Here is a 24,583-nt window from a genome sequence, read left to right on the forward strand (position 1 = left end):
GAAGGGAAGTGGAGCGGTAACACCGCTGGTCGCCTGATCGACTCGGAGGTGTGGAACCCACCCAGCAACGCGTGCTCGCCTACGAGCCGCGCCCCGGCGAACCGGCCGCTGCGGACTCGCTCGAAGTCGAGATCGTCGAGAAGCAGCGCAGTCGTCTGATCGGCTCGACGGTCGTCATCGTCGTGGCGGCCGGGCTGCTGCTGGCCCTGACCACCGACGCGCCGTCGGCCGGCCTCGCGGCGTTCTTCGCGGCGGTCGCCGGGTACCAGCTGTGGCTGCTGGTCTTCCGGGTGCTGCCGTGCGGGCGGCTGCTCGCGTACCCGGCGGTCGTGCTCACCCCCGGTCCGGGACAGTTGCTGGTGGCCGGGTCGAAGGTCAGCGTCGCGCTGCCCGGGCCCGAACCGCGCTGGCTGGTCGTGCGGCTGCCGGAGTCGAAGCGGATCCTGCTGGCCGGCCTGCGGCGCGTGTACTTCGTCGGCCCGGACCCGCGCGGCCGCGTGCTGGTCGGCCTGCCCGGCGGGTTCACCGGGCGGTTCGGCCGGATCACCACCGCGCCGGCGCCGGGCTCGGTGGAGCCGCCCGCGCAGCCCCGGCCGATGGTGGCGGCACTGCGGGACCCGGTGGTGACCACGTTCCTGCGTGAGACCCGGCGGCGGTCGTGGGGGATGGCCGGGTTCTTCCTGCTGCTCGCGGCGGGGCTCTTGGTGGTGAACCAGGCCTATCTCGACCTGCCGTACACGGGTGGTTTCGTGACCGTTCTGGCCGTGCTCTACGCCGTCGCCGGCCTGATGCTGCCGGTGCGCACGGTGACGCTGTCCACGGCGGTGAAGGAGCGGCCCTGGCAGGAACTCCACGCGACCCTGGACACCGTGATCACGCCGAACGCCGCGGGCGGCACGGGCAAGGCGGAGGGCCGGGTGATGCTCGCGGACGGCGAAGCGCGCGTGCTGTTCCAGCGGGCGCCGCTCGACCTGCTGGTCAACGTGCGCGACACCCAGCGGTTGTGGCTGCTGGGGACGCCGGAACGGGGCACGAAAGCCGTGGCCGGCCTGCCCGGGTATCCCGTTCTCGGGCTGGTGAACCTGCGGTGAACTGTCCGGGGGGCGTACGTGGTTGTCCGGTCCCCGTACGCTACTAGCGTGTCCCATGTGTCAAGCGCTGTGGAACTCACGCCCCCCGGCCCCCGCGGAATTCCGCCCCTCTTCGCACGGCTCGTAGACGACTCGGCGCTCTTCCCACCCGGCACGGCCACCATGCCGGACGCGCTGCGGAACTACCTGGCCGGCCGCGAGGGCGACCACGCGGGCCTGCTCGGCGTCTTCCTGTGCCAGGCGTCGCGCCTGCCGGAGCTGATCACCGAGCTGATCAAGATCAAGCCGAAGCAGCCGTTGCCGCTGTCGCTGATCATCGACACCGGTCTGGGCGGCGTGCCTAAGGCGATCTCGATCGTCGAGTCCCGCAGCGAGCTGCTGTCGCTGCGCATGGTCGAGATGCCGGCGCCCTCGGACGTCGACGAGGTGTGGCTGGAGCGCGTCTCGGAGTTCGTGCCCGAGGACGTGATCCGCGTGGTCGAGCCGCGCCGGGGCGTGGGCTGGCTCGACGGCGTGCGGCGCGTGATCGAGCACGGCAGCTGGCCCAAGATCCGCTGCGGCGGCCAGTCCAGCGAGAACTTCCCCAGCATCGACGAGGTCGCCGACTTCCTCGCGGTGCTGTCCGGCTCGCCCGGCGCCTCCTTCAAGGCGACCAACAGTCTGCACCGCGCGGTCCGGCACGACGATCCGGACAACAACATCACCCACCACGGCTTCCTCAACCTGCTCGTCGCGGTGGCGCGCAGCCTCTCCGGCGGTGACGTCCGCGACGCGCTCGCCTCCACCGACGGCGAGGCCCTCGCCGCGGAGGCGAAGTCGCTGTCCGAACCGGCCGCGAAGGCCGTGCGCGCGCTCTTCGCGTCCTACGCCTGCGACAGCTTCGAGGCACCGATCACCGACCTCGAGGCGCTCGGCCTGCTGTAGTGAGCGCCGAAGGCTCGCTGACCCTCGACCGCGGCCTGGCGTTGCTGCAGGCCGTGGCCGACGCCGACGGCGACGCGGCCACGATCTCCGAGCTGGCCGTCGCGATCGGCGCCAGCCGCGCCGCCGTCTACCGGTTGCTGGTGCCGCTGGCCGCGCGTGGGCTGGTGTGGCGCGACGGCAGCAAGGTCCGGCTGGGCATCGGCGTGCTGCGGCTGGCCGGGCAGGTGGTCCCGCAGCTGCGGGAAGCCGCGCGTCCGGCGCTGCGCGAGCTGGCGGAGAAGGCCGGCGCGACCGCGCACCTGTCGATCGCCGAGGGTGACCTGGTCGAATCGGTGGTGACGGTCGAGCCCTCGTGGACCGACTTCCACGTGTCCTACCGGGTCGGCGCCCGCCACCCGATCGGTGTCGGCGCCGCGGGCAAGGCGCTGACCCTGCGTCGCGGGAGCCGGGGCTGGGCGGCGGTCACCGGCGAACCCCAGCGCGGGACCTCGGGCGTCGCCGCGCCGGTGCGCGGCGTGCCGGGCCTGCGGGCGGTCGTCGGCGTGATCGCGCTGGGCCCGCTCAACGCCGAAACCGTGGGCCCCCAGGTGGTGGACGCCGCCGCCGCGGTCGCCGAGGCGCTGCGCGGCGGTTAACGCGCGCGGCGGTATTCGGCGGCCGCCGCCTCGTACTGCCGGTGCTCGGCCTCGTGGTCCGGATCGGGTCGCGGCGATGCGTTCGCCGCGCACCACCAGGTAGCCGCGGACGTGCCCGTTGCTGTTGCGCGAGCCCGGCGGACGTACTGGCCCGCGGTCCGCCGGGCGACGATCGCGCTGACGACCTAGGCGAAGGCCTGCACGACCGCCAGCAGGGCGAACACCGCGAACGCGAACCCGGCGATGCGCTGCAGCAGCTTCGGCTTGAGGCGGCCGCGCACCTTGTGCCCGATGAACACCGCGACCGAGGCGACCGTGATCAGGGCGAGCAGCGAGCCGGCGCCGACCATCAGCGGGTGGCCGTACCGGGCGGTCAGCCCGGCGGTCGCCAGCTGGGACGCGTCGCCCCACTCGGCGGCGAACAGCACGCCGAACGACGTGGCCGCGGAGCGCAGGAACGTCACCGGCTTCACCCCTTGGCGCGCCGCGTCCTCGCCGCTCTCGTCGGCCGCGGAGAAGCCCTCGCGCAACAGCAGGAAGGCCCCGAGCCCGAACAACGCCGCGACGACCGCCGCGACCAGGCCGTCCGGTAGCAGGGTGAGCGCCCGGCCGAACAGCACCGCGATCGTGGACTGCACGGCGAACGCGAGGGAAACCCCGAGCAGGACCGGCCACGCGCGGAAGCGGGTGGTCAGCACGAGGGTGGCGATCATCGTCTTGTCCGGCAGCTCCACGGCCAGGACGAGCACGTACGCGCTCAGCAGCGCCAGCAGTGCGGTACTCACGGTGATTTCCACTCCCCTTTCACTGCAACGATAAAGGGGAGTTCCGGCAATTGCCAGCAGATCGGTTTCGCGAATTGCCGGTTTTCGGTTCGCCAGAATTACTTCTGGCTCGGGCGCAGTTTTTTCTTCGCCGCACCGAAACCTGCCTTGAGCTGGGGAAGAACCGGTCGTCAATCCTGGTCGGATAGCCCGTCGCGCGGCGATGGCGGCGGGTGACCGGGGATTGTTGTCGAGGTATTCGTGAAGTGGTTCGCAAGGCCTGTGGTGCCGGTCACCGCGCTTGATTCGGAACGAGCGCCTCGCTTGTCAAAGCCGCGTTGGGCACCGGGACCTTGGTCCCGGCACGATCAGGACCGCGGGACCTGATGCCGGACCACGGAAGCGAGCAGTCTGAATGACGTGGACGTGCTCCAGCTGGCGCGGTGGCAGTTCGGGATCACCACCGTCTACCACTTCCTCATGGTCCCGCTCACCATCGGACTGTCGGTCCTCGTCGCGGGGATGCAGACCGCCTGGGTCCGCACCGGTGAGCAGCGCTACTACCAGATGACCAAGTTCTGGGGGAAGCTCCTGCTGGTCAACTTCGCCATGGGCGTGGTGACCGGCATCGTCCAGGAGTTCCAGTTCGGGATGAACTGGAACGCCTACTCCCGCTTCGTCGGTGACGTGTTCGGGGCGCCACTGGCGATGGAGGGCCTGGTCGCCTTCTTCGTCGAGTCGACGTTCCTCGGCCTGTGGATCTTCGGCTGGGACCGGCTGCCGAAGAAGGTGCACTTGGCCTGCGCCTGGGCGTTCTCGCTGGCCACGATCGCCTCCGCGTACTTCATCCTCGCCGCGAACTCGTGGATGCAGCACCCGGTCGGCGCCGAGATCGTCGACGGCAGGCCGACGCTGAACTCGATCTGGGCGGTGCTCACCAACAACACCGCGCTCGCCGCGATCCCGCACACCATCGCCGGCGCGTTCTCCGTCGCCGCGGCGTTCCTGGTCGGCATCGCCGCCTGGCACCTGTGGCGCAAGCGCAAGACCGACGACGAGCACCGCGCGGTGTGGCGGTCGTCGATCCGCCTCGGCGGCTGGACCGGCATCGTCGCGTTCGCGGTGCTGGCGATCACCGGCGACTTCCAGGGCAAGCTGATGTTCGAGCAGCAGCCGATGAAGATGGCCTCGGCCGAGGCGCTCTGCCACACCGAGCAGCCGGCCAGCTTCTCGATCATCGCGATCGGCGACGTCACCTCGGAGAACTGCGAGGACGTCAAGACGTTCAACGTGCCCGCGCTGCTGTCCTTCCTCGCGCACAACGACTTCAGCACCGAGGTCAAGGGCGTCGAGGACCTGGTGACCGAGTACCAGGCCCGCTACGGCACGAACTACCCGGACGACCCGCAGCTCGGCGAGCTGGCCGGCAAACCGATCGACTACGTGCCGAACCTCCCGGTGACCTACTGGGGCTTCCGGATCATGATCGGCTTCGGCGCGATCTCAGCGGGCACCGGATTGCTGGCACTGTGGCTGACCCGCAAGAACCGGATCCCGGACACGAAGTGGTTCCCGCGCCTGGCGCTGCTGAGCATCGCGACGCCGTTCATCGGCAACAGTGCGGGCTGGATCTTCACCGAGATGGGCCGCCAGCCGTTCGTCGTGGTGCCCAACCCGTCCGGTGTGGACGGTGTGTGGATGTTCACCGCGCAGGCCGTGTCGCGGATCTCCACCGGTGAGGTGTGGACCTCGCTGATCGCGCTGACCAGCCTCTACGCCGTGCTCGGCGTGGTGGAGGTGTTCTTGATCCGCAAGTACGTCCGCGGCGGCATCGACGGTGTGATCCCGCCCGAGAAGACCGACAACGAGGGCAAGGACGAACTTGCCTTCGCCTACTAGGGGACGGCCATGAGCCTGGAAACGATCTGGTTCTGCATCATCGTCGCCTTCTGGCTGGGGTACCTGTTCCTGGAGGGCTTCGACTTCGGCGTCGGCATGCTGCTGCCGGTCCTCGGCCGCGACAACACCGAACGGCGGGTCATGATCAACACGATCGGCCCGGTGTGGGACGGCAACGAGGTCTGGCTGATCGTCGCCGCCGGCGCGATGTTCGCGGCCTTCCCCAGCTGGTACGCGTCACTGTTCTCGGCCACCTACCTGCCGCTGCTGCTGGTGCTGCTCGCGCTCATCGGCCGCGGGGTGGCGTTCGAGTACCGCGGCAAGGTGGACTCGGCACGCTGGCGCCGCAACTGGGACCGCGTCATCGTGCTCGGCTCGTGGATCCCGCCGCTGGGCGTCGGCCTCATCCTGACCACCACGGTCCTCGGCCTGCCGCTGGACGAGCACGGCAACCGGATCGGCGGCGCGTTCGAGTCGGTCCGCTGGGACACGCTGCTCGGCGCGCTCGCGGTGGTCGGGTTCGCGCTGGTGCACGGCGCGGCGTTCCTGGCGCTCAAGACCGCGGGTGACCTGCGGGAGCGGGCGCGGCTGTTCGCCGTCCGCGCGCTGCCGGTCGCGTTGCTGCCGCTGTTCGCCCTGCTGGCGGTCGTGCAGTGGCGGTCGGGTGCACTGTGGACACTCGTGGCGCTTGCCGTCGCGGTGGTGGCCGCGGTGGTCGCCTGGCGCAAGCTGGTGGCCGACCGGGACGGGCAGGCCTTCGCCGCGCTGGGCGTCACCATCGCCGCGGCCGTGGTCACGCTGTTCGGGTCGCTCTACCCGGACGTGCTGCCCTCGACGCTCGACCCGGCCAACTCGCTGACCGTCGCGGAAACCGCGTCCAGCCCGTACACGCTCGAGGTGATCACCTGGGTCGGCGCGTTCGGCGCCCCCGCCGTGCTGGTCTACCAGGGCTGGACGTACTGGGTGTTCCGCAAGCGGATCAGCGCCGCCCACATCCCGCCGGTGCACACCCCATGAGCTTTCCCGGACGCTCCGTCCTTCCCGCATCGGTGTCCGCAGCGGACACCACGCGTCCGGGAAAGGGTCCGCTCGGCGCGCTGCCCTTGTTGTCCGCGGCGGCGCGCCGGGCGCTCGCCCTCTCCGGGCTGCTCGCGCTCGGCAACGCCGCGGCGCTGGTGGCGCAGGCCTTCCTGCTCGCCTCGGTGTGTGCCGCGGTGGTCGCCGGGCACGACATCACCGCCGGCCGGCTGGTCGCGCTGGGCGGGGTGGTCGTCGGACGCGCGCTGATCGCGTGGGCGCTGCGGGTGGTCGCCGCGCGGGCCGCGGCCGGGGCCAAGGAGGAGCTGCGGGCCAAGGTCGTCGACCACGCGCTGCGGCTCGGGCCGGAGTGGATCGCGCGCCGTGGGCCGGGCGAGCTGACCGCGGTGACCACCAAGGGCCTGGACGCGCTGGACGCCTACTTCACCGAGTACCTGCCCGCGCTGGTCACCGCCGCCGTGGTGCCGCTCGGCGCGGGTGCGGCCGTGCTGTTCGCGGACTGGCCGTCCGCGGTGATCATCGCGCTGACCGTGCCGTTGCTGCCGATGTTCGCGATCCTCGTCGGCAAGTACACCGCCGACCGGTCGGCGGCCGCGACCGACGCGCTGCAGCGGATGTCCGGCCACCTGCTGGAACTCGTGCGCGCGCTGCCGGTTTTGGCCGCGTTCCGCCGCGCGGAGGCGCAGGCCGAAGCGGTGCGGCGGGTGTCGGAGAAGCACCGGCGGGCGACCCTGAAGACGTTGAAGGTCGCGTTCTCCTCGGCGTTCGTGCTGGAGCTGGCGGCGACGCTGTCGGTCGCGCTGGTCGCCGTGGTCATCGGCGTGCGGCTGGTGGGCGGTGACCTGTCCCTCGCGATCGGGCTCGGCGTGCTGATCCTGGCGCCCGAGTGCTACCAGCCGTTGCGGGCGGTCGGTGCGGCCTTCCACGCCAGCGAGGACGGGGTGGAGGCGGTCCGCCGCGTCACCGACGTGCTCGCCGAACCGGTCGCGCCGGAGGGCACCGCGATTCCCGGCCGGGGTGAGGTGCGGGTCGCGGGTCTGCGGGTGGCGCGGCGCGGGGGTTTCGCGCCGGACGGCGAGACGTTCACGCTGCGCCCCGGCACGCTGACCCGGCTCGATTCACCGAGTGGCGCTGGCAAGTCGACGACGCTCGCCGTCCTGCTCGGCTTCGTGCGGCCCTCCGCCGGGACGGTGCTGATCGACGGTGTCCCGCTGAGCGAGGTCGACATGTCGGCTTTCCGGCGGGACATCGCGTGGGTGCCGCAGAACCCGGCGTTCACCGGCGGCACCGTGCGGGCCGAGCTGGACCTCGCGCTGGACCAGCCGCCTGACCCGGTCGAGGTCGATGCGCTGCTCATCGAACTCAACCTCGCCGGGCTGGCCGACGCGCCGGTCCACGAACTGTCCACCGGACAGCGCCAGCGGGTCGCGGTCGCGCGGGCGCTGCTGCGCGTCCGGCACGGCGCGTGGCTCCTGCTGCTCGACGAGCCCACCGCGCACCAGGACGCCGCCAACGCCGCGCTGGTCGAGGCCGCCATCGCGTCCACCCTGCCGCTGGGCACCGCCGTCCTCCTGGCCGCGCACCACCGGGAAACCCACCTGCCGGCCACACACGCGGCGACGACCGCGCCGCACGTCACGGTTGCCGACGCCGCGGAGCCGCAGCCGCTCCGGGGAGTGGTGAGTCGCCGGTTCGTCGGCGGCGCCGCGGTCGGGGCGCTCGCGTTGCTCGCCGGGGTGGCGCTGACCGCGACCTCGGGCTGGCTCATCGCCAAGGCGTCGTTCCAGCCGCCGATCCTGACGCTGACCGTCGCGGTCGTCGGGGTGCGGGCTTTCGGGCTCGGCCGCGCGGTGCTGCGCTACCTGGAGCGGCTGATCACGCACGACGCCGCGTTCCGCATCGCCGGGCAGCTGCGGGTCCGCCTGTGGCGGGGGCTCGTCCGGCTCGGCCCCGCCCGCACGCTCGGCCTGCGGTTCGGCGAGGGGCAGCGGCGGCTGGTTGCCGACGTCGACACCGTTCGCGACCTGCTGCCGCGCGTGGTGACCCCGCCGCTGGTCGCGGTGCTGGTGCTGGCCGGGGCGATCGCCGTGCAGACGATCCTGCTGCCGGTGGCCGGGCTCGTGCTCGCCGCCGCCGTGCTGGTCGGCGCCCTCGCCGCGCCCGCGCTCGCGCTGCGGCTGGAGCGCCGGGCGACCACCGCGCTCGCCGAGGGGCGCCGGACGGTCAGCGCCCAGGTGCTCGGCCTGTTCGGCGCCGCCGCCGAGCTGATCGCGTTCGGCGCGCACCGCCGCCGCCGGAAAGACCTCGCGCGCGCCGACGACCGGCTGGCTCACCAGGCCCGGCGGCAGGCGTTCGGGGCGGGCGCGGCCGACGCCTTGATCACGCTGGTCACCGGGGCGGCCGCGGTCGCCGGGGTCGGCCTGGCCGCGGGCTCGGGCATCGACCCGGTGCTCGCGCCCGTCCTCGCCCTGGTGCCGCTGGCCCTGGCCGAGGTCCTCGCGATGCTGCCGCCGGTGGCCCAGCACTGGGACCCGCTGCGCACGTCGATGGACCGGATCGCCGACGTCGAGCGCTCGCAGCCGCAGCCGCCCGTGGCACACGGCCCGATCGCCTTCGAGCACGCCGACCTCGGCTGGACCACCCCCGTGCTGCGGGACGTGGACCTGCGGATCCCGGCGGGCACGCACGTCGCCGTCGTCGGCCCGTCGGGTGCCGGCAAGTCGACCCTGCTCGCCGCGCTGCTCGGGTTCCTGCCCGCCCAGCGCGGACGCCTGACCACCGCCGCCGAGGTGGCCTGGGCGCCCCAGGAACCGCAGCTCGTTTCGACGACGGTCGCGGAGAACCTGCGCCTGGCCGACCCGCACGCCGACGACGACCGGCTGCGCGAAGCCCTGCGCCTGGCCTGCCTGGACCTGCCGCTGGACACCGTCCTCGGCGACGCCGGCAGCGGCCTGTCCGGCGGTCAGGCGCAACGGCTCGCGGTCGCGCGGGCGCTGGTCGCGGCCCCGCGGGCGGACCTCGTCCTGCTCGACGAGCCGACCGCGCACCTCGACGAGCCGACGGCCCGCCGGCTGCGGGCCAACCTGCGTACCGCCCTGGCCGGCCGTACGGTCGTGCACGTCACCCACCACGCCGAGGAGGCGGCCGAGGCCGACCTCGTCCTCGACGTGCGTGACGGGCGTGTCAGCGTGCGGATGCCGGCCCTGGAAGGCGGCTACGCTTGACCCTGCTCATGGAACCCACCCTCGCCGCCCGCGCGCTGTCCGCGGCCACGGAGATCACCACCGCCGCCCTGTCCGGCGGCGACCCCGACGCGGTCCTGGACTCGGTCGTGCACCAGGCCGCCGAGCTGGCCGGGGCCGACCTGTGCCTGGTGATGGTCCGCGCGGACGACGGCAAGGTGTCCGTCGAAGCCGCCTACGGCACGCACAACGAGGACCCGCGCGGCGTGGTGCTGCCCGCCGAGTCCGCGGCCGGGCAGGTCGCCCGCGGCGGGGTCACGGTGGTTGCCGACGACATGACCACCGATCCGCGCACGGCCCCGTACGTGCCGGCCGAGCTGCGCCGGTTCGGCCCGTTCGCCGCCGCGCCGTTCGGCTCCGGCGGGCGGGTGCTGGGCGCGCTCGCGGTGTACCGGGAGCGGTCCGGGCGGCCGTTCGACGAAGCCACCGTCGAGGTGCTGACCGCGTTCGCCGCGCAGGTCGGCGTCGTGCTGGCGCTGGCCGAGGCCGCGAACGACCGGCACCGGATCACGCTCTACCAGGAGCGCGAGCGCATCGCCCGCGAGCTGCACGACGTGATCGTGCAGCGGTTGTACGCGGCGGGCATGCAGCTGGACCGGGTGCGCCGCCGGATGCGCAAGCGGTTCGCCTCGACCGACGCGACCCGGCTCGGCGAGGCCATCGACCAGCTCGACCAGACCATCGAGGAGATCCGGCACACCGTGCGCGAGCTGCGGTCCCCGGAGCCCGCGACGGCGGAGAAACCGCCGGCCACCGACCTGGCCGAGTCGGCGCGCGCCGAGGTGCGGATCGCGGGGGAGCTGCTCGGCTTCCCGCCCACGCTGGAGCTGTCCGGCGAGCTGGCCGACATCCCCGCCGAGCGGGCCGACCACATCCGCGCCGCGCTGCGCGAGGCACTGTCCAATGTGGTCCGGCACTCCGGGGCGAGCGAGACCAGGGTGACGCTGGTGCGCGACACCGACGGGGTGAAGCTGCGCGTCCGCGACAACGGCGCCGGCGTGCCGCAGGACGTGCAGACCCGTGGCCTGCGGCACCTGGAGGAACGCGCCCAGCGCGCGGGCGGGAAGTTCTACCTCAACTCCTCGCCGAGCCTGGGCACGCTGGTGGCGTTCGAGCTGCCGCTGGACAAGCGGGCCAGCTGATCGCGGGACGCCGCCGCCACGTCGGCCGCGACCCCCAGTTCGCCCAGCATCTCCGCGGCGGCGGCCATCTCGTCGGTGCGGCGCCTGGCGTGCTTGACGCTGCCGGTCACCAGACGCTCCACCGTGGACTCGTCGGCGCGCGTCAGCTCGTCGACGATCACCCCGCGCAGCCAGTCCTCGACCCCCGCCGCGCGGGCGGCCTCCAGCGCCTCGACCACGGCGGCCGACATGCCCTTGAAGAACACGCTCCGCAGCAGCTTCCGCTCCGCCGCCACCCCCGCCTCGCCGGGCAGCACCTCGACCGACGCGCCGAGCGCGCCCAGCAGCTTCGACACCGCGTCCGCCGCCGGACCGCTGGCGAGCATCGGCACGCGCAGTCCGCGGCCGGGGACGGGGGCCATGATCGCGACGTCGGCGAAGCCGATCCCGGCGTCGGCGGCGATCGCGGCGAGCTCACGCTTCTTGCCGGGGGAGGCGGTGTTCAGGTCGGCCCAGACGCCACTGACCTTCGGCAGGCCGGCCCGCAGCGCGCCGACCGCGGCGGCCGAGCTGTTGACGCTGAGCACCAGGTCCGCGTCCTCGGCGGCGTCGGCTTCGGCGGAGAACTCCGACGGCACCACCGGGTCGTACCCGCGCACCACGGCTCCGGCCGCCCGCAGGTCGCGGGCGAACTCACTGCCCGCCTCCCCGAGACCGAGAACGGCGACAACGGTCATAACGGGCTCCTCCTCGACAACCGACTACCATTCCGAGTAGACGATGTTCACGACAAAATTGTCAACAAACCGAGCGCGGGGAGCGGGCGTGGGAGAGCGGGCCGAAGTCGAGAAGCCGGTGGTGGACGCCATCCGCGAAGCGATCATCCGGGGTGAGTTCGTGCCCAACCAGCGGCTGGTGGAGGCCGACCTGTCCGCGCAGTTCGCCGCGAGCCGCGCCAACGTCCGCATCGCGCTGCTCGAACTCGCCAACGAAGGCCTGGTCGAACGGGTGCAGAACCGCGGCGCGCGGGTGCGGGCCGTGTCGCTGGAGGAGGCCATCGAGATCTCCGAGGTGCGCATGGTGGTGGAGAGCCTGTGTGCGGAGAAGGCCGCCGAGCGCGTCACCGGCGAGGAGATCCGCGAGCTGAAGGCCCTCGGCAAGGCGATGCGCAAGGCCGTCGCGTCCGGGGACGTGATGGGGTACTCGGGGCTGAACCAGGAGCTGCACCGCCGGGTGCGGGAGATCTCCGGTCAGCACACGGCGGGCCAGGTGCTGGAGCGGCTGCGGGCGCAGAGCGTGCGGCACCAGTTCCGGCTGGCCATGCGCCCCGGCCGGCCGTCGGTCTCGCTGCCCGAGCACCTGGCGATCATCGACGCCATCTGCGCCCACGACCCGGCCGCCGCCGCGGCGGCGATCCGGAAGCACCTGAGCAGCGTCATCGAGGCGCTGCGCGAAGCCGAACAGTCCTGAGCCGTACCCTTGACGCTTGCCGCCATAATTGTTAACAATCTTGGCGAGCAAAATGGCGCAAAGGAGCGGCATGGCAGACCACCCGGTACCCACCCAACGTGCCCGAGACCTCGTCCGCGGCGCCTATGACGTGCACATCCACGTCGCGCCGGACGTGATGCGACGGCGGATCGACGACCTGACGCTCGCCGAGCGCTTCGCCGAAGCCGGGCTCGCCGGCTTCGTCCTGAAATCCCACTACCTGCCCACGGCCGAACGCGCCGCGGTCGTCAACCGGGCCCGCCCCGGCATCGACGCCCGCGGCGCGATCACGCTCAACGCCTCGGTCGGCGGCATGAACCCGATCGCGGTCGAGATCGCCGGCCGCGGCGGCGCCACGTTCGTCTGGCTGCCCACCGTGGACAGCGCCAACCAGCGGCAGTGCCAGGCCCGCGAGCCCGAGGGCGCGAAACCGCCGATGTGGGCGCAGGTGCAGGCCGACCTCGCCGCCGCGGGAATGGCCGCGGACCCGGTGGACGTGCTGGACGCCGACGGCAAGGTGCTGGAGAAGACCCGCCAGGTGCTCAGCCTGGTCGCCAAGCACGACATGACGCTCGCGACCGGCCACCTGCACCAGGACGAGTCGGCCGCGGTGATCGACGCCGCGATCGAGGAGGGGGTGCGGCGGATCGTCGTGACCCACCCCGAGTTCACCTCGCAGCGCATCGGCATCGAGCGGCAGCGCGCGCTGGCCGAGAAGGGCGCGCTGCTGGAACGCTGCTTGACCACGCCCTACACCGGCAAGGTGAGCTGGGACGTCTGGCTCGGCAACATCCGCGCGACCGGCCCGGAGCACTCGGTGATCTCCAGCGACCTGGGGCAGCCGTTCAACCCGCCGGTCGAGCACGGCCTCGCCCTGGCCGCGGACCGGTTGCTGGAGTACGGCTTCACCGCGGACGAGGTGCACACGATGATCGTCGTGAACAGCCGCCGCCTGGTGGGGGCGGACGCATGAGCCTCACCGCGGACGCGATCACCAAGCAGTTCGTCAAGGACGACTCGGCTGTGGTCGCGCTCCGCGAGTTCAGCCTCGACATCGAGCCGGGCAGCTTCGTGACCCTGCTCGGCCGCAGCGGGTGCGGCAAGTCCACACTGCTCAACCTGCTCGCCGGGCTGACCGAACCGAGCACCGGCGAGATCCGGTACCACGACCGCAGGCTCACCGGGCCGGACACGAGCATCGGCTACCTGACCCAGCACGACACGCTGATGCCGTGGCGGGACGTGCTGCGCAACGTGGAAATGCCGCTGGAGATCAGGGGAGTGGACGCGCACACGCGCCGGGAGACCGCGCTCGACCTGGTGCGGCGCGTCGGCCTGAGCGGGTTCGAGAAGCACTACCCGCGTGAGCTGTCCGGCGGCATGCGGCGCCGCGCGAGCCTGGCGCGGATGCTGGCAGGCGCGCCGGAAACCCTGCTGATGGACGAGCCGTTCGGCGCGCTCGACGCGCAGCTGCGCACCGAACTGCAGGAGGAGCTGCTGCGGCTGTGGCAGGGCAGCGGCCAGACCGTCGTGTTCGTGACGCACGACATCGAGGAGGCGCTGCTGCTCGGCGACCGGGTCGTCGTGCTCGGCTCGCTCGGCACGATCCTGCTCGACCGCCCGATCACCCTCGCCCGCCCCCGCTCGGCCGACGACCTGCGGGTGGATCCGGAGTTCGTGGCGCTGCACCGGGAACTCGCCGGAGCCCTGAAGGAGGCCGTCGCATGACCCTCACCGCAACCGGGCCCGTGCGGGTCAGCGTGGACCGCACCTGGTGGCAGCGCAACGGCACCACGACCACGGTGTGGGCGCTGCGCGTCGCGTTGCTGGCCGCGTTCCTGGTGCTGTGGCAGATCGCCGCGGACCGCTGGATCGACAGCACGTTCACCAGCAAGCCCAGCGACATCGTCCGGCGGCTCGGCGAGTGGAGCGCCGACGGGACACTGTGGACGAACACCTGGATCACCGTGCAGGAGATCGTCTACGGGTTCCTGCTCGGCGCGGTGACGGGCGCGATCGCCGGGTTCGTGCTGGCGTCGCTGAACCTGCTCTACCGCGTGCTCGACCCGTTCATGATGGCGCTGTACTCGATCCCGAAGGTCGCGCTCGCGCCGCTGTTCATCGTGTGGTTCGGCATCGGGATGCACATGAAGGTGCTGCTCGCCGCGGCGACGGTGTTCTTCCTGGTGTTCCTCAACACCGCGGCCGGCGTGCGCGAGGTCGACCGCGGGCTGGTCGACGCGGTGCGCCTGATGGGTGGCAACCGGCGGGACATCGCACGCAAGGTCGTGCTGCCGGCGTCGATGACCGGGGTGCTCACCGGGCTCAAGGTGGCGATCCCGTACGCGTTGATCGGGGCGGTGATCGGGGAGCTGGTTGCGTCCAACCGCGGGCTGGGTTACCTGATCAACGACGCGGCGGCGCAGTTCGACACCGCCGGGGTGTTCGCCACGCTGGTCGTGCTGAGCGTCGTGGCGGGGCTGCTCAACGTCCTGGTCGGGCTGATCGGCCGTCGCGTCAACCGCTGGAAGCCGATCGATGGGTGACCGGCGGACGTTCCTGAAAGCGCTTGCCGCGAGCCCGCTGCTGCTGGCGGGGGCGTGCGCGACGCGTGAGTCGACCACACCCTCCGGCGTGCTCAACGTCGGCCAGATCAGCGATTCGGCGGCGTTCTTCCCGCTGTTCATCGCGGAGAAGCGCGGCTACTTCGCGGCCGAAGGCCTGACTCTGGGCGAGCGCCCCCGGCTGAGCACCGGCGCGAAGGTGGCGGCGGCGCTCAAGTCGGGCAGCATCGACCTCGGCGCCGGGGTCATCACGGACGCGTTCAACCTGGCCAAGATCGACGACGGCACGCGGATCGTGACGAGCCTGGTGACCGAGTACTACGTGGACATCGTGGTGCCGCCGTCGTTCCCGGAGGCGGGGTCGCTGGAGGAGAAGATCCGCGCGCTGGTGGGGAAGAACATCGGCATCACCGGGCCGGGCAGCGGCACCGAGGCGCTGGTGAAGTACCTGTTCGGCAGCATCGGCCGCAACGCCGAAACCGACGCGACGCTGGTGAACCTGGGCAGCGCCGCGACGTCCGCGATCGGTGCCCTCAAGTCGAACCGGGTGGACGCGCTGGCGTTCTTCCAGCCGATCGGGCAGCAGGCGGAGGCGGCCGGCGCCGGGCGCATCCACATCTCGCCGGCGGCCGGGGACGTGCCGAGCCTGACGGGAGCGTTGCACGGCTGCGTGTTCAGCACCCGGAAGCTGCTGGCCCGCAAGAAGGACGAGTTCGCCGCGTTCCAGCGGGCGATGGGACGGGCGCTGGCCGACGTGCACGGCGACCCGGCCGGCGCTCGCGAGCTGCTCGGGCAGTACCTGAAGTCGACGGATCCGGCGGCGCTGGACGCGTTGCTGCCCATCCTGCGGCACGAGATCCCGGTGTCCCCGGACGTCCAGCAGACCTCGTACGACACCGCGCGGAAGTTCCACCTGGACAGCGGACTGGTGAAGACGGCCCCGGACTACGGCGCCGTGTTGCTCTAACACCCACGCGCGAGTCCCACGCTCGGGCGCGCGAGTCCCACGTTCGGGGGCGCGAGTTCCACGCTCCCGCGCGCGAGTTCCACGCTCGGGCGCGCGAGTTCCACGCTCAGCGGCCGCGTCCGGTGCGCCGCTGAGCGGAGGGCGCGTCCTCAGCCGACGCCTTCGACGGTCTCCAGCATCACCTTCAGCAGCCCGGCCAGCTCCGCCTGCTGCTCCGGTGCCAGGTTCGCCAGCGCGACCTTCTCGCCTTCGAGGTGTTCGGGCAGCAGCCGGTCGATCAGCTCCACGCCGCGCTCGGTCAGCCGGACCTGCACCACGCGCCGGTCGCGTTCGCTCGCCGTCCGGGACACCAGGCCGAGCCGTTCCAGCCGGTCCAGCCGCTTGGTGATCGCGGCACCGGAGGACAGCATCTCGCGGCTGATCTGGCCGGGGTTGAGCACCTCGTTGCGCCGCAACGCGCACAGCACGTCGAACTCGGCGCGGTTCAGGTCGTTGGCCAGCAGGAGGTCGTCGGTCGCGCGGCGGATCAGCGAGGCCAGCCGCAGCACCCGGCCGACGACGGCCATCCCGGACGTGTCGAGGCCGGGGTGCACGTCCTGCCACTGCTGCCGCACTCTGTCGACGAGATCACTCACCGCTGAGCTCCTTCGCACGCAAATCGTTCGTTAGTATTTTACTCGTGAATTATTTCGGTCGCCACGACCTCTTCCGCGCGCTCTCGCCGCGCGGCTGGTGGCACCTGCGCCCGGCCGACCGGGCCCTGGTGTCCGCGTTACGGGCCATGACCGGGGCGAACATAGTCCTGGTCGCGGTTGTGACCGCAGGGCACACCGAGCTGGCCCCCGCCGCGGCGTTCGGCGGGATGACCGCGGTGCACGCCCGCTTCGAGCCGTATCCGGTGAGGGCCCGGCTGCTCGCCGTGATCGGCGCAGGTCTGACGGCCGCCGTCGGCCTCGGGGGGACGGCGTCGGCGGCCGGCTTGGGCCCGGTGCCGGTCGCGATCATGGTCGCCCTGGTCGCGGCGGCCGCGAAACTGTTCACGGACGGTATCCGGTCGGGGCCGCCCGGCGGGCTCATGTTCGTCTTCGCCGCGGGGACCACGTCGGCCGGGCCGGTGGGCTGGCCGGGCGTCGCCGCACAGGTCGGGGTCGCGGCCGCGGGCGCGCTGGTCGCGTGGGTCGTGGCGGTGTCCGGGTGGCTGTTCTTCGACCACGACGACCGGCCGACCTCGTGGCGCACGGGGCTGCGGGCCGCGCTGGACCGGTCCTCGCCCGAGTGGCCGCGTGCGGTGAAGGTGTTCGCCGGGGTGCTGGCGGCCGGTCTGCTCGCGCACGCGCTCGGCCTCGGGCACCCGTACTGGGCGACGGTCGCGGCGGCCGCCGTGCTGCAGGCCACGCACCTGCAACACACGATGCACCGCTTCGTGCAGCGCGTGTCGGGCACGGTCGTCGGTGTTCTGGTGGCCGCGTTGTTGCTGACGCTCGACCTGCCGCAACCGGTGAAGCTCGCGGTGATCGTGGTCGCGCTGCTCGGCGCGGAGCTGACGGTCATCCGCAACTACGCGCTCGCGATGGTGTTCGTGACGCCGCTGGTGCTGCTGCTCGGCTCGATGGCGGCGCCGGTCGACACGCTGGCCGTCACCGCCGACCGGCTGGTGGACACCGTGCTCGGCGCGGCCGTCGGCCTGGCCGCCGCGCTGGTCCGGCCGGGCCGCGGCTACCAGCTGGCCTGACCTACTTCGAGCGCCGCGCCACCCACGCCACCGCCTGCGTGCGGCGCTGCATGCCCAGTTTGGACAGCACCGACGTGACGTGGTTCTTCACGGTCTTCTCGGCGAGGAACAGGCGCTCGGCGATTTCCCGGTTGGACAGGCCCTCGCCGATCAGCTCCAGCACCGTGCGCTCCCGGTCGGTCAGGCGCGCCAGCTCGTCGTCGGCGGGGTGGCGCAGCTTGTCGAGCACGCGGGCGGTGGTGACCGGGTCGAGCAGCGACCGGCCGGCGGCGACCTCGCGCACGGCGTTGACCACGTCCTGGCCCCGGACCTGTTTCAGCAGGTAGCCGGAGGCGCCGGCCATGATCGCGCCGACCATGGCCTCCTCGTCGTCGAACGCGGTGAGGACCAGGCAATACGGCGGGTTCGACCGCGCCCGCAACTCCCGGCACAGCGCGACGCCGTCACCGTCGCCGAGCCGCACGTCGACGACGGCCACGTCCGGCTCGACGTGCATGGCCACCGCGATGGCCTCGTCGGCGCTACCCGCCTCGGCGACGACCTCGATGTCCGGTTCGTCGCTCAGCATTTCCCGCAGGCCGCGCCGCACGACCTCGTGATCGTCGACGAGCAGCACCTCGATGGCCATACCCCGAGCCTAGTCAGCCGGAGCGGTCTTCGACCGCCTTCGCGATGCGGCGCTGCCGGCTGTAGGAGAGCTTGTCGAAGGCGGCTCGTGCCCTGGCGGCTTCGAGCGCGTCGGCCAGGTCCGGTTGAGCCGGGTCCGGAGCTTCACGCCGCCGCCTCCCAGATCCGTCGCGAACTCGCTATCGGGTCGCTCGTCACCGAGACCGGCACGTCCCAGATGCGGGTGAGCCGGTGGTCCTTGTCGTATTCCGGCCAGCCCGGGTCGCCGGTCGTGGCGAAGGAGACCCACGCCTTGCGGATCTCCTTCGACAACGTGTCCGCTTCCGGCGGGGCCGGGTTGCCCAGCAGCATTTCGGCGAGCGGGCCGGTGAAGTTGCCGAACGTCAGCGGAACGTCGAGCGCGTGGCAGGACCGCAGCATCCCGCCGAACGCGGGCGACGGCCAGGTCAGCTCGTAGCACCAGCTGCGGCCGGGGTGGTTCTGCGCGGACCACAGCGACGGCAGGCGGAAGGTGCGGTCGGACAGGATCAGGACGTGCAGGTCGGCGTCCCACAGGCCGGGGTGGGCGGCCCGGTACTCGGCGATCGCGCCGGCGGGCAGGCCCACGGCGTCGGCGGTGGCGGCCGGGTCGGCGCCGGAGAGGTCCTGGCCGGCGACGAAGAGGGTGAACTCGTCGTGGTTGAAGCCGGCGACGAGGTCGACTTCGGCGCGCAGGTTGCGCCACGGCAGGTCGGTGACCAGCTCACCGTCGACGATGGGGCCGAACGGCGTGATCTCGCCGGGCACCATCTGCACGGCGTGGATGGCTTCGGAGGGCACCTGCGCGAAGCCGTCGAGCGTGGCCGGGACACCGAGGGCCGCCGCGATGCGCTCGGTGGTGCGCCGCACGCGGTTCTCGGAGAGGAACCCCTGCGCGATGCTCTGCCCGATGGCCCGCCGGAAGAGGCCGCGCCCGGCGTCGGAGGCGGTCAGCGCCGCGACGGACGTGCCACCGGCGGACTCGCCGAAGATCGTCACGTTGTCCGGGTCGCCGCCGAAGTTCGCGATGTTGTCCTGGACCCAGCGCAGCGCCGCGAGCTGGTCCAGGAAGGCCCGGTTGGCGGGCGCCCCGGGCAGCCAGCCGAACCCCTCGAGGCCGACGCGGTAGTTGAACGTCACGACGACCACCCCGGCGCGGGCGAGGTTGGCGCCGTCGTACTCGGGCTGCCGCGCGGTGCCGATGAGGTAGGCGCCGCCGTAGATCCAGACCATGACGGGCAGACCGCTGCCACCGGCGTCCGGGGTCCACACGTTGACGCTGAGGAAGTCGTCCCCTTCACCCGGCTGCCAGGCCGACGGCATGCCGGGAAACAGCGACCCCTGCGGCGGCGAGGCCGAAAACCGGTCCGCGGGTCGCGTCCCGTCCCACGGCTCGGGCCCGGTGGGCGCCTGGAACCGCGCGGCACCGGTCAACGGTCCGGCGAACGGAATGCCCTTGAAGGAACTGACCACCCCGTCGGTCACGCCGCGGACGGCCCCGGACCTGGTCTGCACGATGGGATCCACCGGTCGTGGATATCACAGGTTCTGCGACCAAGTCACCCACCGGCGACGCCGTCCTGGTCAGCGGAAGGCGGGCACCGGGGTGCTCGGTGCCCGCCAGGTCGCCACCGTCAGACGCAGGATTCCGGCGTGGTGCGCAGTACCGGATCGTCCTGCGGGGCCGAGGTGATGGTGTAGGTGGTCACCTCGCGGGCGGTCCCGTCGTGGATCTCGTAGAGCACCCGCTGTCCGCTGTAGGTCATGGCGGAGGTGTTGTCGTCCATCAGCGCGGCCAGCGTGATGAGGTCCCGGCCGCCGGAGGAGTTGTCGGCGCATTCGTAGCCGAGCCGGGTCGTGACGCCGCCGCCCTCGTACAGGTACAGCTTCTCACCGTCCGTTGTGGACAGAGTGCGCGGGCCGGTGCCGTCGTGGTCCCAGACGCCGTACCAGAGCGTGTTGGCGCCGGCGGTTTCGAGCACGATCACCTCCTGCCTGCCGTCGCCGTCGATGTCGGTGACGCGCATCGGCGCGGGATCCCCGGGCAGGTCGACGGCTGTCGTCACGCCGCGCACGGTGAACTCCAGCCGCTGCGTGTAGTCGCCGGTCGTGGTGAGTGTCGCCAGGTCCGGCGTGCCGTCGCCGTCGAGGTCGACGGCGGCCCGTTGTGGTTGCGGGGCGGCGGACGCCGCTCCGGAAGCGAGCACCGCCGATGCCAGAGCCGCCGCCAGAACGGCAGCACACCGCAGAGTTCTCATGATCGAAAACCTCCCGTCCGTCGGCCGGGACAGCCATCCCGGCGCCCGAACCGCCCGCCGTCGTGAACGAATGACGAAGTGCGGTCTCTCGAGGTTCACGCTTTCCGGGAGTGGGACGTGCACCGCGAGTGCCATGTGCCATAGCGGGGCAACCTTCCGCCCCACTACGGCGTAACTACTCCGGTGCCGGGAACCGCGACTCGTTGCGGTTCACCTTCGCCTCGGCGGCTTCCAGGAGGTCCACGCCGAGCACGTCGGCCAGCCGGGCGAGGTAGATCGTCACGTCGGCCAGCTCGTCGAGCACCGCGGCGCGCGTGGCCGGGTCCTCGAGCACCGAAGCCGACTCCGCCGGCGTCAGCCACTGGAACAGCGCCGTCAGCTCGCCCACCTCGCCGGACAGGGCCATCACCAGGTTCTTCGGCGTGTGGAATCGTTGCCAGTCCCGGGCGGCGGCGAACTCGGCCAGCCGCCGTTGCAGATCGTCGAGCGTCACAGGGCGCAGTATCCGGTGCCGCACGACCCGATCGGGTTGCGGTATCACTGTGGGTATGTCGCCGATCCCCGAGCTCCAGCAACGCCAGATCGATCGTTGGTGTGAGCGGCGGGTTCCGGCAGGTCAGCGCGACGAGTACACGGTCATGTCCCGCTGGCGCGGGCGCATCGTGACCCTCGTCGAGCGGCGGGCCGGATGGGTGGGCGACGGGCCGGCCGAACGGCCCTTCGCCCAGCTCCGTTACGGCCTCGACGAGATGTGGTCGCTCTACTACCTCGCCGACGCGGGCCGCTGGCGCCCGTACCCGCGCAGCGTTCCGGAGATCTCGCCCGTCCCCCTTCTGGACGACCTCGATCGTGGCGCCGAGACCGGCTACTTCTTCCAGTGGCTCAGCCCCTGCTGATGCTCACGCAGCGTCAGGGAAGACGACGCTGTTGGGTGACGTTCTCCTTCCATCGGGTGCGGCAGGATTGTCCGCATGACCTCGGCCCCGGATCTGCGTGCCTATCTGCGCACTCTCGATGCGGAGACGCTGGCCGAACTCCTCCTCGAACAGGCCGATCGTGACCCGCGGTTACGACACGAGCTGGAGCTGCGGGCGGTCGCGCACGGCAAGGTGGGCCCCGTCCTGGACACGCTGCAACGACTCCTCGACGCGGGCACCCAGGCCGACCTGACCCCGCTGGCCCGCCGGATGGCCGACAGCGACGCCACCGGCGCCGAGCTGCGCCGCGCGATCGGCCTGTACGCCCGCGCCTGCGCGGTCCACCGCCCCGACCCGCGCGAGCTGGCCGACTGGATCCTGGACACCCAGCTCGACCGGCCCGGCTGGCCCGAGATCAACCTCGCCGACTTCGCGCCCGCCCTCGGCGACGAAGGACTCGCGCACCTGAAGGCCGCGCTCACGAAGACCCCGCAGACCGACGCCACCCGCCGCCTGACCGAGCAGCTCGCCGAGGTCACCGGCGACGTCGACGCGCTACTGGCGATCCTGTCCGCCCAGCCGCCCACCCCGGCCACCGCGTTGCGCATCGTCCGCCTGCTGCGCTCCGCCGGCCGCCACGGTGAGGCCATCGCGCACGCCGCCCGCACCGTCGTGCACCCGCGCGAGGGCGTGCTCGCCCTGCGCCGGGCCGAGTTCCGCCGCCACCCGTCCCCGGACACCTACCGCGCCCTGCGCGCCGCCGCCGAGGAACTCGGCCGCTGGCCCGAAGAGCGCACCCAGGCGCTGGCCCGGCTCGCCGACCGCGATCCGGCCGCGGCGATCCCGGTCTACCGCCTGCACGTCGAGGAACTCATCGAGCTCAAGGACCCGGGCGGCTACCGCGAGGCGGCCCAGCGGCTGCGCGAGCTGCGCGCCCTGCACAAGCGCGCGGACCGGGTGCCGGAGTTCGGCGAGTACCTGGCCGGCCTGGTCGAGACCCACAAGCGCAAGACCCGCCTCCTCGTCGAGGTCCGCAACGCCCGCATCGCCGTGCCGAAGGTGGTGTCCGGCCGGAAAGCTGCCACCATGGGCGCATGAGCCCGGTCAGCCGGAAGCGCAAGCCCGCCAAGAAGAAGCCCGGCGTCTCCGACGAGCGCCGCCAGCTGCTCAAGACCGTGCTCGCCGACGCCGAGGACGCGCTGGCCGAGCGCGACCCGATCGAGGTCGAGCTGATGGCGTCGACGATCCTCGGCGACCTGTGGCACCCCTCAGACGAAGGTCGCGACGTCGTGCTCCCGCTGATCGACGACGCCGCGCGCCGGCCGAGCCCGGCCGCCCGCGCGCTGCTGCGGATGCTGCAGCACCTGGCGCTGACCGACGAGCAGCGCACCCGCGCCGGGGCGGCGGCCGAGACGTTCTCCGCCATGCCCGAACCGCCGTGGGACCTGGGCGACCTCACCGTCACCGAGTGCTGGCAGCAGGCCGACGTGTTCGGCGACGGCGCCACCCTGGTCCTGCGCGGGGACCGGTCCGGGCACGTCCACGGGCTGGTCGCCGAGGTCGAGCTCAGCGGCGGCGGACTGGGCGACGTCTACCTCACCGACCAGGTGGACGACCTGGTGGACAGCATGCGCGCGAGCGAGGAGGCCAGCGAGGTCCTGGTGACCGAGCGGATCCCGCTGCCGCGGGCGCGCCGCATCCTCGAAGACGCGGTCGCGGTCAACGACAGCGCCGCGGCCCTGCTGCCGGACGTGATCGCCGAGGACCCGCTCACCCCGCTGCGCGCACTGCTGGCCGCCCGGCTGCGGGCCATGCCGCCCGCCGATCCGCCGGTGGAGCCGCCCACGTTCACCGAGGCCGAGCGGGACGAGCTGGTGCGCGCCTTCCTCGCCGAGGCCGACGGCGTCCGCGACGACCGCTGGTTCACCGATTGCGTCCGGTTCCTCGTGGACTACGGCTGCGACGACGACTTCGGCCGCCCGCTGCGGGTCGGGCCGGGCAAGTTCGACCTCCTGCTGGAGGACGTGCTGGACGCCGAAGGCTTCCCGGCGGAGTTCCTGGAGACCCTGCCGGAGGTCCTGCCGCCGTGGGGCCGCTGGGCCGGCGAGCGGTCCGGGCTGCGCCCCGCCGCGATCGAGCGGCTGCTGGAGGAGCTGGACGAGATCACCGAGGAGTTCCGCGACCTGCTCGCCGAGGAGGACGCGGATTTCGATCATGAAACGGGCGGTGCCGCGCCGATCGCGCTGCGACGCGAGTAGGCCAGGATGTGCGGGGTGACGGATCTCCGCGCCTACCTGTCCTCCCTCGACACCGAGACGCTGGCCGGGCTGCTCCACGACCAGGCCGAACGCGATCCGGAGCTGCGGCGGTCCCTCGAACTGCGAGCCGGGACGCCGGAGCCCGCGGCGGAGAACACGAAGATCGGCCCGGTGCTGGACACCGTGCAGCGGCTGCTCGACTCCGGCACGCGCGCCGACGTCGCCCCGCTGGCCCGGCGCACCGTCGAGCGCATCAGCCGCGACGAGGGCGACGGCGCCGAGCTGCGCCGCGCACTGGGCCTCTACGCGCGGGCCTGCGCGGCCCGGCCGCCGGACCCGGTCGAGCTGGCCGACTGGCTGGCCGGGGTCGCCTTCGACGGGCGGGCCGAGATCGACCTGGCCGAGTTCGCCGGCCCGCTCGGCGAGACCGGGCTGGCCCAGCTGCGGTCCCACGTGGACCGGGCCCGCCCCGACCGGGCCAAGCGGCCGGTCGCCGAGCGCCTGCACGAGCAGCTCGTGGAGATCTCCGGCGACGTCGACGGGCTGGTCGCGATCCTGTCGACGCAGCTGCCGCGGATGGAGGCGAGCCTGCGCATCGTCCGTGTCCTGCGCGCCGCCGGCCGCACGAGCGAGGCGATCACCTACGCGGCGCGGGCGCTCAAGCAGGACCCGGCGGCCGCCGAGCTGGCCGACGACGTGCTGAGCCTGCGCCGCGCGGAGTTCGACCGCGAGCCGACGCCGGAGCACGCGGAGGCGTTGATCGAGGCACTGGTGGCGGCCGGGCGTCAGGAGGAGGCGGCCGGGCTGCTGGCGGTCCACCGCGAGCACGTCGAGTCGCTGATCGGCGGCCGGACCGTCGAGCACTACCGCGAGGCCGCCCGTGCCCTGCGCCGCCTGCGCGCGCTCTACCGCACCGTCGGCCGCCCGGCGGACTTCGCGCCCTACCTCGCCGAGCTGGTCGGACGGCACAAGCGCAAGGTCCGGTTGATCACCGAAATCCGGAACGCCCGGATCGCGCTGCCCACGGACTGAGACGC

24 protein-coding genes are annotated in these 24,583 nt (G+C 72.5%); 17 read left to right on the forward strand and 7 right to left on the reverse strand.

Annotated features, from left to right (window positions below; translation table 11 throughout):
- Positions 1-50: 50 nt before the first annotated feature.
- From L1857_RS03260 to L1857_RS03270, 3 genes are all read left to right on the forward strand, one after another.
- On the forward strand, positions 51-1,091 hold the full coding sequence (locus tag L1857_RS03260) for a hypothetical protein (protein WP_249464419.1): 1,041 nt from the start codon (positions 51-53) through the stop codon (positions 1,089-1,091).
- A gap of 69 nt (positions 1,092-1,160) precedes the next feature.
- Positions 1,161-2,015: a hypothetical protein gene (locus L1857_RS03265; protein WP_275895887.1), complete on the forward strand. Its 855-nt coding sequence runs from the start codon at positions 1,161-1,163 to the stop codon at positions 2,013-2,015.
- Positions 2,015-2,650 carry a helix-turn-helix domain-containing protein gene (locus tag L1857_RS03270; protein ID WP_116109780.1) on the forward strand — a complete coding sequence of 212 codons (636 nt, stop codon included), beginning with the start codon at positions 2,015-2,017 and terminating at the stop codon, positions 2,648-2,650. Before L1857_RS03265 ends, L1857_RS03270 begins: the two co-directional genes overlap by 1 nt.
- A 185-nt stretch (positions 2,651-2,835) precedes the next feature.
- On the opposite strand, the gene L1857_RS03275 is transcribed toward L1857_RS03270, so the two are convergent.
- On the reverse strand, positions 2,836-3,423 hold the full coding sequence (locus L1857_RS03275; RefSeq protein WP_094003566.1) for a TMEM165/GDT1 family protein: 588 nt from the start codon (positions 3,421-3,423) through the stop codon (positions 2,836-2,838).
- 411 nt (positions 3,424-3,834) lie between these two features.
- On the opposite strand from L1857_RS03275, the gene L1857_RS03280 reads away from it, so the two are divergent.
- From L1857_RS03280 to L1857_RS03295, 4 genes are read left to right on the forward strand one after another with little or no spacing between them, the layout of a single operon-like run.
- Complete coding sequence (locus L1857_RS03280; protein WP_094003496.1) at positions 3,835-5,313, forward strand: cytochrome ubiquinol oxidase subunit I; 1,479 nt, start codon at positions 3,835-3,837, stop codon at positions 5,311-5,313.
- A gap of 9 nt (positions 5,314-5,322) precedes the next feature.
- Positions 5,323-6,330 carry a cytochrome d ubiquinol oxidase subunit II gene (gene cydB / locus L1857_RS03285; RefSeq protein ID WP_094003497.1) on the forward strand — a complete coding sequence of 336 codons (1,008 nt, stop codon included), beginning with the start codon at positions 5,323-5,325 and terminating at the stop codon, positions 6,328-6,330.
- Positions 6,327-9,575 (forward strand): thiol reductant ABC exporter subunit CydD, encoded by a 3,249-nt coding sequence (cydD, locus tag L1857_RS03290; protein WP_249464422.1) that lies wholly within the window; start codon positions 6,327-6,329, stop codon positions 9,573-9,575. The genes cydB and cydD overlap by 4 nt, the downstream gene beginning before the upstream one ends.
- 8 nt (positions 9,576-9,583) lie before the next feature.
- Entirely contained in the window at positions 9,584-10,735 is a 1,152-nt protein-coding gene (locus tag L1857_RS03295) for a GAF domain-containing sensor histidine kinase (RefSeq protein ID WP_094003499.1), read from the forward strand.
- Here the strand turns inward: L1857_RS03295 and L1857_RS03300 are convergent.
- Positions 10,663-11,451 carry a DUF1932 domain-containing protein gene (locus tag L1857_RS03300; RefSeq protein WP_094003500.1) on the reverse strand — a complete coding sequence of 263 codons (789 nt, stop codon included), beginning with the start codon at positions 11,449-11,451 and terminating at the stop codon, positions 10,663-10,665. The two genes, L1857_RS03295 and L1857_RS03300, sit on opposite strands and share 73 nt — an antisense overlap.
- An 88-nt stretch (positions 11,452-11,539) precedes the next feature.
- On the opposite strand from L1857_RS03300, the gene L1857_RS03305 reads away from it, so the two are divergent.
- The 5 genes from L1857_RS03305 (at position 11,540) to L1857_RS03325 (ending at position 15,736) form a co-directional block, all read left to right on the forward strand.
- Positions 11,540-12,184: a GntR family transcriptional regulator gene (locus L1857_RS03305; protein ID WP_094003501.1), complete on the forward strand. Its 645-nt coding sequence runs from the start codon at positions 11,540-11,542 to the stop codon at positions 12,182-12,184.
- A 70-nt stretch (positions 12,185-12,254) separates the two neighbouring features.
- Complete coding sequence (locus tag L1857_RS03310) at positions 12,255-13,178, forward strand: DUF6282 family protein (protein WP_116109783.1); 924 nt, start codon at positions 12,255-12,257, stop codon at positions 13,176-13,178.
- Entirely contained in the window at positions 13,175-13,933 is a 759-nt protein-coding gene (locus L1857_RS03315) for an ABC transporter ATP-binding protein (protein ID WP_116109784.1), read from the forward strand. The genes L1857_RS03310 and L1857_RS03315 overlap by 4 nt, the downstream gene beginning before the upstream one ends.
- A complete protein-coding gene (locus tag L1857_RS03320; RefSeq protein ID WP_094003504.1) occupies positions 13,930-14,751 on the forward strand; it encodes an ABC transporter permease in 822 nt (273 codons plus the stop codon). The genes L1857_RS03315 and L1857_RS03320 overlap by 4 nt, the downstream gene beginning before the upstream one ends.
- A complete protein-coding gene (locus tag L1857_RS03325) occupies positions 14,744-15,736 on the forward strand; it encodes an ABC transporter substrate-binding protein (RefSeq protein WP_116109785.1) in 993 nt (330 codons plus the stop codon). The genes L1857_RS03320 and L1857_RS03325 overlap by 8 nt, the downstream gene beginning before the upstream one ends.
- 149 nt (positions 15,737-15,885) lie before the next feature.
- On the opposite strand, the gene L1857_RS03330 is transcribed toward L1857_RS03325, so the two are convergent.
- On the reverse strand, positions 15,886-16,371 hold the full coding sequence (locus L1857_RS03330) for a MarR family winged helix-turn-helix transcriptional regulator (RefSeq protein WP_249464425.1): 486 nt from the start codon (positions 16,369-16,371) through the stop codon (positions 15,886-15,888).
- A 44-nt stretch (positions 16,372-16,415) separates the two neighbouring features.
- Between L1857_RS03330 and L1857_RS35315 the strand changes: the two genes are divergently transcribed.
- Positions 16,416-17,468: an FUSC family protein gene (locus L1857_RS35315; protein ID WP_283258003.1), complete on the forward strand. Its 1,053-nt coding sequence runs from the start codon at positions 16,416-16,418 to the stop codon at positions 17,466-17,468.
- A 1-nt stretch (position 17,469) separates the two neighbouring features.
- Here L1857_RS35315 and L1857_RS03340 read toward each other — a convergent pair whose 3' ends face one another.
- The 4 genes from L1857_RS03340 to L1857_RS03355 form a co-directional block, all read right to left on the reverse strand.
- A complete protein-coding gene (locus tag L1857_RS03340; RefSeq protein ID WP_116109788.1) occupies positions 17,470-18,096 on the reverse strand; it encodes a response regulator in 627 nt (208 codons plus the stop codon).
- A 143-nt stretch (positions 18,097-18,239) separates the two neighbouring features.
- Entirely contained in the window at positions 18,240-19,640 is a 1,401-nt protein-coding gene (locus L1857_RS03345) for a carboxylesterase/lipase family protein (RefSeq protein WP_205413185.1), read from the reverse strand.
- Between the two features lie 107 nt (positions 19,641-19,747).
- Entirely contained in the window at positions 19,748-20,371 is a 624-nt protein-coding gene (locus tag L1857_RS03350; protein ID WP_162830972.1) for an FG-GAP repeat domain-containing protein, read from the reverse strand.
- Between the two features lie 175 nt (positions 20,372-20,546).
- Entirely contained in the window at positions 20,547-20,864 is a 318-nt protein-coding gene (locus L1857_RS03355; RefSeq protein WP_116109791.1) for a nucleotide pyrophosphohydrolase, read from the reverse strand.
- Positions 20,865-20,919: 55 nt separating this feature from the next.
- Between L1857_RS03355 and L1857_RS03360 the strand changes: the two genes are divergently transcribed.
- The 4 genes from L1857_RS03360 (at position 20,920) to L1857_RS03375 (ending at position 24,578) form a co-directional block, all read left to right on the forward strand.
- Positions 20,920-21,267 carry a DUF3024 domain-containing protein gene (locus L1857_RS03360; protein WP_094003512.1) on the forward strand — a complete coding sequence of 116 codons (348 nt, stop codon included), beginning with the start codon at positions 20,920-20,922 and terminating at the stop codon, positions 21,265-21,267.
- Positions 21,268-21,342: 75 nt separating this feature from the next.
- Positions 21,343-22,386 (forward strand): hypothetical protein, encoded by a 1,044-nt coding sequence (locus L1857_RS03365; protein ID WP_249464428.1) that lies wholly within the window; start codon positions 21,343-21,345, stop codon positions 22,384-22,386.
- Entirely contained in the window at positions 22,383-23,546 is a 1,164-nt protein-coding gene (locus L1857_RS03370) for a hypothetical protein (RefSeq protein WP_116109793.1), read from the forward strand. Before L1857_RS03365 ends, L1857_RS03370 begins: the two co-directional genes overlap by 4 nt.
- Before the next feature lie 6 nt (positions 23,547-23,552).
- Positions 23,553-24,578, forward strand: a complete 1,026-nt coding sequence (locus L1857_RS03375; RefSeq protein WP_094003515.1) for a hypothetical protein — start codon at positions 23,553-23,555, stop codon at positions 24,576-24,578.
- Positions 24,579-24,583: the final 5 nt, after the last annotated feature.

It is taken from the genome of Amycolatopsis thermalba (assembly GCF_023376025.1).
GTDB classification, from domain to species: domain Bacteria; phylum Actinomycetota; class Actinomycetes; order Mycobacteriales; family Pseudonocardiaceae; genus Amycolatopsis_E; species Amycolatopsis_E thermalba.